Here is a 9,955-nt window from a genome sequence, read left to right on the forward strand (position 1 = left end):
CGCGATGCAGCGGGCGAGCCCCACGATGATCAGCCCCGTGCGGTACTCGGGCAGGTCCGGGAGGAACAGCCAGGCGAGGGCGAACATCACCGCGGGACCGACCAGCCAGTTCAGCACGAGCGAGGAGACGAGGAGGCGCTTGTCGCCGGTGACGGCGGCGACCTTGTCGTAACGCACTTTCGCGAGCACCGGGTACATCATCACCAGCAGGCTCAGCCCGATCGGCACGGAGATCCCGCCGACCTCCATCGCGGACAGTGCGTCGGAGAGCGCGGGAACGAAGCGTCCCAGGAGGAGGCCCGCGACCATCGCGAGGNGCCGGCAGCCACTTGTCCAGCGTGGACAGCCGCTTCGGGGTCGCCGTGGTAGGGGCGGTGTTCGTCTGGGTCATGCGAGCAGCTCCTCGATCTTCGCCGCGTACACGGGCTTCGGGTGCGCGCCGATCAGCACGTCGACCCGTTCCCCGGCCCGGTAGAACCCGAGCGTCGGGATCGACGTCACCCCGGCCGCGGTCACGGCCTCCGGATTCGCATCGGCGTCGACCTTCACGATCTTCACCTGCCCCGCATACTCTTCGGCGAGCTGGTCGAGGATCGGGGCGATCGCCTTGCACGGCCCGCACCAGGCCGCCCAGATATCGACCACGACAGGTAGCTCGGCTTCGATCACCTCGCTCTGGAAGGTCGCGTCGGTGACGGGGGTGACGGTGTTCATGCGGAGACCTCCAGAACGGGAGCCGGCTGGGCGGCGGGGGCGAGATGGGAGAGATAGTGCTGGGCGTCCTGGGCTGCGGCGCAGCCGGTGCCCGCGGCAGTGATCGCCTGCCGGTACGTGTGATCGACCAGATCACCGGCAGCGAACACGCCCGGCACGTTCGTGGCCGTCGATGGATGCGCGACCCGCACATACCCGTCCGGGTCGGTGTCGACCTGCCCGGTGACGAGTTCGGAGCGCGGGTCGTGCCCGATCGCGACGAACACCCCGGTCACGTCCAGGGTGCGTTCGGCGCCGGTGAGGGTGTCGCGCAGCCGCAGCCCGGCCACCCGGTCGTCGCCGAGGATCTGGGCGACCTCACTGTTCCAGGCGATCTCGATCTTCGGATCGGCCCGCACCCGCTCGGCCATGATCCGAGAGGCCCGGAACGTATCGCGCCGGTGCACGAGCGTGACCTTCGACGCGAACCGCGTCAAGAACAGGGCTTCCTCCATCGCGGAATCCCCACCGCCGACCACGACGATGTGCTGCTCGCGGAAGAAGAACCCGTCGCAGGTCGCACACCACGAGACCCCGTGGCCTGACAGGCGCTCCTCTTCGGGGAGGCCGAGCTTGCGGTACGCGGAGCCCATCGTCAGGATCACCGCCCGCGCCCGATACGTGACACCGGCGCCGGTCTCGATGACCTTCAGATCGCCGGCGAGGTCGAGACGGGTCACGTCATCGGACACGATCTCGGCGCCGAACCGTTCCGCCTGCGCCCGCATCGCTTCCATCAGCTCCGGCCCCTGCACGCCGTCGATGAAGCCGGGGAAGTTCTCCACCTCCGTCGTCGTCATCAACGCGCCGCCAGCGGTCACCGACCCCGCCACCACGACCGGGTTCAGCCCCGCACGGGCGGCGTAGATCGCCGCCGTGTATCCCGCCGGACCAGACCCGACGATCACTACCTCTTGAATCGACATGCTTCTATATTGACAGACATCGAATCAGTCAGCAACGGGTGCCCCGTCACCGCCGACAGCGTTCACGTCCTGTTCATCCGCTGGAAGGATCACGACGGCGAACCTGCGGCTGCGGGTGGAGCCGACGAGAGGTGGGAGTTGCCAGCCGGCAGAATGGCTCTCGGAGCGCGTCGCCCTTCCCGCGCAGGCAGCGACTCGCGCCGCACCTGGACCGTGCAGCAGGTGCAGGTCCGCTTAGTGACCGTTGCCGAGGCCGCCGGTGAGGCGGGCGTGGAACGCGGTCGTGTAGTCGTTCATGCCGATGAACTCGACGGTTTTGCCGTGCTGCTCGTACTTGGTCTCGATCGCGTCGAGCGCGGCGACGGTGGAGGCGTCCCAGATGTGCGACTTCGTGAGGTCGATGACCACGCGCTCGGGGTCATCGGCGTATTCGAACATCGTCGTCAGGTCGTTGCTGGAGGCGAACAACAGCTGCCCCTCGACTGTGTAGTGGGCGCGGGCCTCGCCGAAGTGTTCGGTGACCTCGCGGCGCACGTCGATGAGGTGGGCGACGCGGCGGACTAACATGACCGAGGCGACGAATACGCCCACGACGACGCCGACGGCGAGGTTGTGGGTGGCGACAACGACGGCGACGGTGATGACCATGACGATCGTCTCGCTCTTGGGCATCCGCTTCAACGTAGACGGTTTGATGGAGTGCCAGTCGAAGGTGCCGACGGACACCATGATCATCACCGCGACCAGGGCCGCCATCGGAATGATGGCGACGATGTCGCCGAGGACGACGATGAGGATCAGCAGGAACATGCCGGCCAGGAACGTCGAGATGCGGGTGCGGGCGCCGGAGGCCTTGACGTTGATCATGGTCTGCCCGATCATCGCGCAGCCGCCCATGCCACCGAACAGGCCGGAGAGCAGGTTCGCGACACCCTGTCCCCAGGATTCGCGGGTCTTGTTCGAGTGCGTGTCGGTGACGTCGTCGACAAGCTTCGCGGTCATCAGTGACTCCATGAGGCCGACGAGCGCCATGGCGAGGGCGTACGGAGCGATGATCGTCAGCGTCTCCCAGGTCAGCGGCACGTTCGGGATGAACAACTCGGGCAGGCTGCGCGGCAGTTCGCCCTTGTCGCCGACCGCGGGTACGTTGATCGCGAAGACCACGACCGCGACGGTGACAAGCGCGATCGACACCAGGGGTGCGGGGATGACCTTGGTGATCTTCGGCATGAAGACCATGATGGCCAGCCCGGCGGCGACGAGCGGGTAGACCATCCAGGGCACGCCGATCAGCTCGGGCACCTGCGCCATGAAGATGAGGATCGCGAGGGCGTTGACGAAGCCGACCATGACGCTGCGCGGGATGAACCGCATCAGCTTCGCCACCCCGAGCACGGCGAGCACGATCTGGAGGACGCCTGCCAGCAGCACGGTCGCGATGAAGTAGTCCATCCCGTACTCGCGGGCCACCGGCGCGATGACCAGTGCGATCGCACCGGTCGCGGCGGTGATCATCGCAGGCCTGCCGCCGACGAACGCGATGGTCACGGCCATGACAAACGAGGAGAATAGGCCGACCTTCGGGTCGACGCCGGCGATGATCGAGAACGAGATCGCCTCCGGGATCAACGCGAGAGCGACGACGAGTCCGGCGAGGACCTCGCGGGTGAGGATGCGCGGGGTCTTCAGCGCGGTGAGCACCGAGGGGTCGGGCCGGTACCGGTTCCGGTCATCGGCGGTCGTGGTCGCTGTCGTCATGAGGCAGGCCTCCAAGGTCAGGGGCGGGTCAGGTGTGACACCATCAAAGAATGAGAGCGCGCGTCTGCGCGCAGCCCGACAGTGCCCCGCTCGGGGTCCGGCAGTTGGGAAGATGCCTGCGAAACATGCGGGCACGAAAGTCAACTCTAACGTAACGTGAGTGTTGAGGCGAATTGGGAAGGGAGCCGCGCTATGCCCGAGACCGGGATGATGCACATCGGGGAGCTCGCGGAGCGGACGGGGCTGTCGCTGCGCACGATCCGTCACTATGACCAGATCGGCCTGCTCGCTCCCTCGGGGCGCTCGGAGGGCGGGTTCCGCCTGTATACCGAGGACGACTACGACCGGCTCTTGCTCATCCGGCGAATGAAGCCGCTGGGGTACTCGCTGGAGCAGATGGGTGACCTGCTTCAAGCGCTGGAGAGTGCGCGCAGGGGGGATGCGTCGGGAGCGGACGGAGAACTCGCGTTGGCGCAGTTTCTGGATGACGCACAAGAGCGTCGAGTGAAGCTTGCCCAGCAGCTTGATGCTGCGGACGAGTTCATCGGGTTGCTCAGCGCTCAGATCGCGAAATAGTCGCCGCGTCTGCGTCGGGTGTTTGATGGGCGTCGGCGATGGGTGGTTCGAGGATCGTGGCGGAGTAGCGCAGCGCGGTTTCGATGCCGATGCCGAAGAGATCGCAGATTCGGCGGACGTCGCCGCCAGTCTGTTCGACTTCGTAGAGAATCCGGTCGGTGCGCAGCGCCTGGGCGGTGACACCTGCCTTCTTCCAGGGGAAGTTCCGGCCTGGCGGTGAGAGCCTGGGCGCGGTCTGGATGGTGACGAGCAGGTAGGGGTTCTTCGTCTCGGGCCAGCGCTTGGCACGGTGGTCGAGCCACGCGCTCAGGCGGGCGCGAACGGGTTTCGCGAGGGGGATGGAACGGCCGTCGGGCATGCGCAGTCGTCCGTCGATGATGTCGGTGAGCTTGATGTGCTCCACTTGCGAAGTCATCAGGGCGTGGAAGGCGACGAGTGAGACGGCCAGCGCGACCGCGGGATCGGGATTGACCAGGGCGTCGCGGATCGCCGTGGGCTCCATCGGCAGCGGGAGGTTGCGTCTGGGGCCGCGCAGCGGGATCGCTTTCGTCGGGTCGATGAAGACCTGCTTGCGTCCGCGCAAGATCGTGAACAGGCTGCGGAAGCCGAGCATCATCGTGTGACGGGGCGACGGATCGTCGGGAAGCGCGGCGAGGATGTCTTCGGTGCCGATTCCGACGAGGCTGGTGCGTCCGCCTTCGACCCAGCGGGTGATCGCGGGGAGGATGCCGTACATCTGGCCTTTGACCGTCATCGTGTCGCGGGGCTGGCGGCGCGGCGGGGTCTTGGAGCCGTCGACCATGATGTCGCGCCAGAGCTCGAGCTGGGAGCGCATCGGCTCGGGAAGGGCATGGGTCTTGCGTTCGAAGAGCGTGGTGAAGGACGGCACCCGGTCGTCGATGAGGAGACCTGCGTCTTCGAGGACTTCGATGGTGGAGCGGATGTTGCCGTCGTCGCTATAAGAGCGCATCGCGAGGATGTCGGAGGCGCGGAAGCGCAGATTCGCGCCGGGGAACACGAGCTGCAGGATTTTCAGGGTGCGCCGGACCTGGTTGGTCTGTCGCTTGGGGTTATAGGACAAAGCGTGTGGATGGGATCTTGATCTAGGCCCGTCGTTGCAGGCGTGTCGAGGGGTGGTCTTAGTCCGGGACCCTTAGTCGTGAGAAACGACGCGAACACGACGACCTGTCTGGTATGCGGGCAACGGCTCGTGAAGAACGGAAGAACCGCTGCTGGAACGCAACGGTGGCGCTGCCCGGACTGCGGCGCATCGTCCGTCAGGAAACGCGTCGACCTGGTCCGCCGTAACCAGCTGCGGGAGTTCCTGGAATGGCTGCACGGAAAACACTCCCAGCACGAGCTCGGCGGAGCCAGCGCCGCACGGCAACTGCGACGCCGAACAGCCTGGTGCTGGGATATCGAGCCCGCACTCGGTCCCGTCGAAACACGTCATCGCGTCATCCTCGTCGATGGGATCTATATCGGTTCCTGGTGCTTATTGATCGCGGTCACCGAAGACCTGCAAGTCCTGGCCTGGCAGTGGTGCTCGACCGAGTCCTCGGCAGCCTGGTCCGCGCTCTTGACACGCATCCCGGCTCCCGAAGTTGTCGTGTGTGACGGCGGGACCGGGTTCGCGTCGGCAGCCCGGTCCTGCTGGCCAGAAGTGAAGACCCAACGCTGCCTGTTCCATGTCCAGATGAACATCCGCCGCCACCTCACACGGCACCCAAGAAGCCCAGCAGGACGAGACCTCTTGAAACTCTCCAGAGCGCTCTCGCGTGTCATCGACGTGGACACCGCCGTGTCGTGGCAGCTCGGCCTGCAAGCGTGGTGGCAGCAGCACGGGCACCTCACCAAACAACGATCAACTGAGGGGCTCTGGCTCTCCGGGCTGCTCCGCGCAAACCTGCTCGATCCGCGTATACATGCGGTTCTTACACCACTAGTCTACGGGTTGTCGCGGGTTGATACGACCTCATTCGGACCCCCGCAGAGGGGTTTAGGACCCCGTTTCGGACCCCGCGGGAAGGCTCGTCATGAACGTCAGGGCAGTCGGCGAGACAGCAGGCACATCGGTCGAAACCGTGGTCGGTAAGATCGGCGATGCCGTCACAATGGCAGCCCTCGACTCTGCACTGGCAGCTGGGCTCGCCCCTCATTGCGGCGGTACTTGCGTGAAGAGCGCTTCGTGCGCCAGGACGCGGGCCGCATGACTCATCATTCGATCCGAGCGATGGCTCCCCTCACTTGCACCGATGTTGCCGAGCACGTCCCAGAGATCGTTCCAGACTTCGTAGACCTCACCCTGGCTGACCGGGCTACCGTCTCGGTGCGACCAGCCGAGCGCAGTCAGCGTCTGTGCAACCGTACCAACATCGATCCTGCCTTCCGTGGTCGCCATATGCACGAGGACGACGACGGTCGCATCGGCGTGGAAGGACTGCTCGTCGGGAGCCAGCGTGTCAGCAAGGTGCTCCCAGAGCGCAGCCGAGCCATTCACGACGACTCGCCCGAGTCTCGTGAGTCGCAGCGAACCCTTGTACTTGCGCAGCAGCCCGATCGACTTCACGTACTCCCGGAAGTGGAGCACGGGGTGCACGTCAATCTCGCGGGCCATCTTGTGGATCCAGTCGCGCATCGTCGGCATCACCACCGCGAGCGCCTGCACATCGGCGGGCTTCAGATAGCCTGCAGCAGTCAGAGGCAGCCCATCACCATCGGCCCGCTCAAGCAGGTAGCGAAATGCGAGCAGCGCGTCGGCGTAGTTGACCGAGTCGCCGAGAACCTTCAGCGTCGACACCTCGACGGCTCGGTCTTTGAATGCCCGCCCCAACGGTGTCTCGCCGAGGGTGTTCAGTACGTCGGTGAGCACCGGGTGCAGGTTCCAGGCCACGCGGCGGTGGCGCAGCGGCCCGATTCCGGGAGATGGGTCTGTGGTGCGGTGGAATGCTGAAGTCATATTGCCTACGAGTCGAGGGGTTGCGTGCTAAGGAAGTCGGCAAGCTCTCTGGGATCGCGGTGGCGATCGTACTGACGGAGCAGATCGATGTAACGCCGCTTGTCGAGGCGCCAGTCATATACATCAGGGGTATCGGAGTCCTGGGCAGCGACGAACACAAGGTCAGCGAGTAGACGGCTGGAGCGCCCGTTCCCATCGGCGAAGGGGTGAATCCGCCCGACCTCAGCGTGGACGACAGCGCCGAGCTGGCGTGGCGTCCAGTCGGTCGTATGCTCCCACCTGTAGCGGATCGTCTCGAATGAGCCGCGCAGCTCGACCGCGACGTGCTCGGGTGCGACACCGATGTTCAGCTCTCGCTTGCGATACACGCCGGCCCAGGCCCAGATATCGCCGTAGAGCTGCGAGTGCAGATCGCGAAGAAAGGAGTCCGATAGGAGGTCGGCAACGGTCAGCGTCCCGTCCAGTACCGATGTTAGGGCGCGTTCTGCGACCTCGTTTTGCAGGGCCTGTTCGAGGTCGTAGATCGCACTCTTGGTGGTCGGCATCCCCACCAGTTCACGCGCATCAGGGAGCAGGGCATCCAGTTCATCATCGGGAACCGGTGTTTCACCGTATCCCGGCGTCAGAGACATCAGCTCCGCTTGCGACGCTCAGCCAGGAACCGCTCGACACGCTCCGAGCGGACGAACCCCGCGGGCACGGTGCGACGTTCGAGCTGGGCCGATGCCTTCGTGGAACGTGCGACAGCGCGCTGTAGTGCGTCCTTGTTCACAGTACGGACAGCCACGACTCCCACCTCCTCGGCATTGCTCGGGCTTCTTGTCATGCCATTCTACCGGCACCACCGCAGATGCCTCGGCATCGGTATTCGGGTTGACTCATCCTCCGGATCCGAGCAATGCCTCCCGGCGTTGTCCGCTGCGCCGTCACGGATACAATCCGATCACCCACACCACGGCCGTGTGCGGTTTCTATCCAAACCCGACCGACTGACGGTGGTTTCCTTTGGCAGCGGTAGCCACCGCGATGGGGATCGAGTCGACACTGTTCAACGGAAATCATAACAGATATGCTGTATCTGTAACAGTTTCTGCCGGTCGGAGGTGATGATGTACATCGCGACGATGCCTGATCTACTGAGCTACAACGATCTGGGCTCCCGGGGTCTCACTCGGCATGGCCTCGACCGGTTGATCGAGTCGGGTGAGTTCGAGCGCATCTCCCCTGGCCTCTTCCTCAGATCAGGGCTCGCGGACGACACAACGGCAGCGTGGATCGCCATCGCCGCCAAGAGACCCGACGCCACGCTGTGCCTTCTGACGGCGCTGTCGTTGCACGAGCTGACCGATGAGATTCCCGCCCGGAGCGACATCGCCGTCCCGCGCGGCACACAACCGGTCACCGTTCACCATGCACCCATCGCCTGGCACCGCTTCGACGCGGACACGTTCAACGTCGGGCGCACCGAGCATGCGTTGCCGGATGGATCGTCGATCGGCCTCTACTCCGCTGAGCGGACCCTCATCGATCTGTTCCGCCTGCGTCACGCGTGGGGTAACGACATCGCCCTCGGCGCGCTCAAGCAGTGGTTGCGCCAGCGCGGCAACAGCCCCGGTTCGCTGCTCACGATGGCCGAGGACTTCCCGAAGGCACGCCCCGCGATCCAGCATGCTTTAGAGGTGCTCCTGTAGGCCCAATCCGGCAGCATGACTCCGATAGAGGAAGCGATCCTTGCCCTTCGAAGGCATGCTCGACGCACCGGCGCGTGGGCAGGGCGACGCCTTCAATCGAGAACAGGCGAGGAAGCTATGACCTTGATGACCTGCGTCAGCCATTCACGCGCCGCAGTGATGTCGGGCAATACCGGTGTCGCGCCGCCGACCTCAGTTTCCGCCCGCGCGTCGGCGTACGCAAGTTCCCAGCCGTCCATCGGGCGCAATGGGAGCGGCGGCCAGGCCTGCTGGCGTCGCCAGTCGAACGTACGCACGCACAACCCCTCCAAGACCAACAGAACGGGGCCGGCGCTCCAAAGCAGTTGCAGGTCGACCAGGTCGTGTGCTCGTTCGTAGGCGGGATCGGTGACAGCGTGGAGTTTCTGCGCGATCTGGTACTCCAGATCGACGAGCTCGACGGGGTGCAGACCCCCGAACCCGAAGTAGGCGCCGAACCGCACAAGCTCGCCGTCGATCTCCTTTCGTTTAAGTGAGTGCGGATCGATCTCAGGATCGGAGACCTCGACATCAAGCGCGCCCCAGGCGTTGCCGAGGAACGCGATCGATACGCGGTACGGGTGCATCACATACTCCGGCCGAGCAAGCCCCGGGTCATGGAGTTTCACTGCCCGGACGGTCGCGGTGAAGGCGACGCGTTCCGGCGCATCCGGGTTGCGACGCAGCTCACCTTTCGACGCCGGCACAGTTCCCCAGCCCTCGGCCAGACGCGCGCGGAACGCCTGCTCGAACTCTTCACCGCGGACGCGGGTGGAGACATCAAGGTCGGAGGTAGCGCGCGTGCCGCGCTCACCGAAGCGCAGCTTCACACCCATGCCGCCCTTTACGGCGACAGCGTCGGGAAGCATTTGCGACACGATCAGCGTGCAGAGCATCACTCGAGCACGCGCAACCGGAATGCCCAGTTCGAAGGCGACCTGCGCGAGCCGAGCATTGAGCTGCGTCACATTCAGCGGAGGGGTCACTTCGCTCACACCGACACCACCTTCCACACAGTCGCGTCCTGCTCGCCGATCAAGTCTCGCCTGAGCGCCTCATCGACCACGGCCCTCCATCGCTCCGGCGGCATCCGATCCCGCATGTCCTCCAGCGCCCGTCGAACGNGGGGATGCCCTCGTAGTGAGTGAGATCCTCATCGGGCACGTCAGGCCGGTTCTCCAGTTCCATCCACTCCGGCAGCGTCCGCCGCACGCGGCGACGCGTACCCACACGCACCTTCGGCGGGTTGAACTGCCCGAGCCCGAGCAGATCGA

General features: G+C 65.2%; 11 protein-coding genes. 3 read left to right on the forward strand and 8 right to left on the reverse strand.

The genetic code is table 11. From position 1 onward, the window contains the following. From ID132_RS13830 to ID132_RS06940, 4 genes are all read right to left on the reverse strand, one after another. A partial coding sequence (locus ID132_RS13830; protein ID WP_459562453.1) for an arsenic resistance protein occupies positions 1 to 309 on the reverse strand: 309 nt, incomplete at its 3' end. Positions 310 to 387: 78 nt separating this feature from the next. Then, on the reverse strand, positions 388 to 714 hold the full coding sequence (gene trxA, locus ID132_RS06930; RefSeq protein WP_193128208.1) for a thioredoxin: 327 nt from the start codon (positions 712 to 714) through the stop codon (positions 388 to 390). Further along, entirely contained in the window at positions 711 to 1,679 is a 969-nt protein-coding gene (trxB, locus tag ID132_RS06935) for a thioredoxin-disulfide reductase (protein WP_193128209.1), read from the reverse strand. Before trxB ends, trxA begins: the two co-directional genes overlap by 4 nt. A 234-nt stretch (positions 1,680 to 1,913) precedes the next feature. Further along, on the reverse strand, positions 1,914 to 3,437 hold the full coding sequence (locus ID132_RS06940) for a SulP family inorganic anion transporter (RefSeq protein WP_193128210.1): 1,524 nt from the start codon (positions 3,435 to 3,437) through the stop codon (positions 1,914 to 1,916). 192 nt (positions 3,438 to 3,629) lie between these two features. Between ID132_RS06940 and ID132_RS06945 the strand changes: the two genes are divergently transcribed. Next, on the forward strand, positions 3,630 to 4,013 hold the full coding sequence (locus tag ID132_RS06945; RefSeq protein ID WP_193128211.1) for a MerR family transcriptional regulator: 384 nt from the start codon (positions 3,630 to 3,632) through the stop codon (positions 4,011 to 4,013). Here ID132_RS06945 and ID132_RS06950 read toward each other — a convergent pair. Next, positions 3,991 to 5,094: a hypothetical protein gene (locus ID132_RS06950; RefSeq protein ID WP_193128212.1), complete on the reverse strand. Its 1,104-nt coding sequence runs from the start codon at positions 5,092 to 5,094 to the stop codon at positions 3,991 to 3,993. The two genes, ID132_RS06945 and ID132_RS06950, sit on opposite strands and share 23 nt — an antisense overlap. A gap of 78 nt (positions 5,095 to 5,172) precedes the next feature. On the opposite strand from ID132_RS06950, the gene ID132_RS15230 reads away from it, so the two are divergent. Continuing rightward, the gene (locus ID132_RS15230) at positions 5,173 to 6,108 is read left to right on the forward strand and encodes a transposase-like zinc-binding domain-containing protein (RefSeq protein ID WP_193128213.1); all 936 of its coding nucleotides are present in this window, start codon (positions 5,173 to 5,175) and stop codon (positions 6,106 to 6,108) included. Positions 6,109 to 6,168: 60 nt separating this feature from the next. Here ID132_RS15230 and ID132_RS06960 read toward each other — a convergent pair whose 3' ends face one another. Together ID132_RS06960 and ID132_RS06965 are read right to left on the reverse strand one after the other, a co-directional pair. Then, positions 6,169 to 6,972 (reverse strand): hypothetical protein, encoded by an 804-nt coding sequence (locus tag ID132_RS06960; RefSeq protein ID WP_193128214.1) that lies wholly within the window; start codon positions 6,970 to 6,972, stop codon positions 6,169 to 6,171. Positions 6,973 to 6,977: 5 nt separating this feature from the next. Continuing rightward, positions 6,978 to 7,604, reverse strand: coding sequence for a Fic family protein (locus ID132_RS06965; RefSeq protein WP_193128215.1), 627 nt, complete (start codon positions 7,602 to 7,604; stop codon positions 6,978 to 6,980). Between the two features lie 477 nt (positions 7,605 to 8,081). Here ID132_RS06965 and ID132_RS06970 point away from each other — a divergent pair, with 477 nt between their 5' ends. Continuing rightward, on the forward strand, positions 8,082 to 8,663 hold the full coding sequence (locus ID132_RS06970; RefSeq protein WP_235988369.1) for a type IV toxin-antitoxin system AbiEi family antitoxin domain-containing protein: 582 nt from the start codon (positions 8,082 to 8,084) through the stop codon (positions 8,661 to 8,663). 92 nt (positions 8,664 to 8,755) lie between these two features. Here ID132_RS06970 and ID132_RS06975 read toward each other — a convergent pair whose 3' ends face one another. Further along, on the reverse strand, positions 8,756 to 9,676 hold the full coding sequence (locus ID132_RS06975; protein WP_328743753.1) for a nucleotidyl transferase AbiEii/AbiGii toxin family protein: 921 nt from the start codon (positions 9,674 to 9,676) through the stop codon (positions 8,756 to 8,758). Positions 9,677 to 9,955: the final 279 nt, after the last annotated feature.

Source organism: Gulosibacter sediminis (assembly GCF_014904065.1).
Taxonomy (GTDB): domain Bacteria; phylum Actinomycetota; class Actinomycetes; order Actinomycetales; family Microbacteriaceae; genus Gulosibacter; species Gulosibacter sediminis.

Bases quoted from the DNA above. Each gene is read 5' to 3' on its own strand.
- ID132_RS06945 (WP_193128211.1), top strand. From the start codon at position 3,630: ATGCCCGAGACCGGGATGATGCACATCGGGGAGCTCGCGGAGCGGACG.
- ID132_RS06940 (WP_193128210.1), bottom strand. From the start codon at position 3,437: ATGACGACAGCGACCACGACCGCCGATGACCGGAACCGGTACCGGCCC.
- ID132_RS06970 (WP_235988369.1), top strand. From the start codon at position 8,082: ATGTACATCGCGACGATGCCTGATCTACTGAGCTACAACGATCTGGGC.
- ID132_RS06965 (WP_193128215.1), bottom strand. From the start codon at position 7,604: ATGTCTCTGACGCCGGGATACGGTGAAACACCGGTTCCCGATGATGAA.
- trxA (WP_193128208.1), bottom strand. From the start codon at position 714: ATGAACACCGTCACCCCCGTCACCGACGCGACCTTCCAGAGCGAGGTG.
- ID132_RS06960 (WP_193128214.1), bottom strand. From the start codon at position 6,972: ATGACTTCAGCATTCCACCGCACCACAGACCCATCTCCCGGAATCGGG.
- trxB (WP_193128209.1), bottom strand. From the start codon at position 1,679: ATGTCGATTCAAGAGGTAGTGATCGTCGGGTCTGGTCCGGCGGGATAC.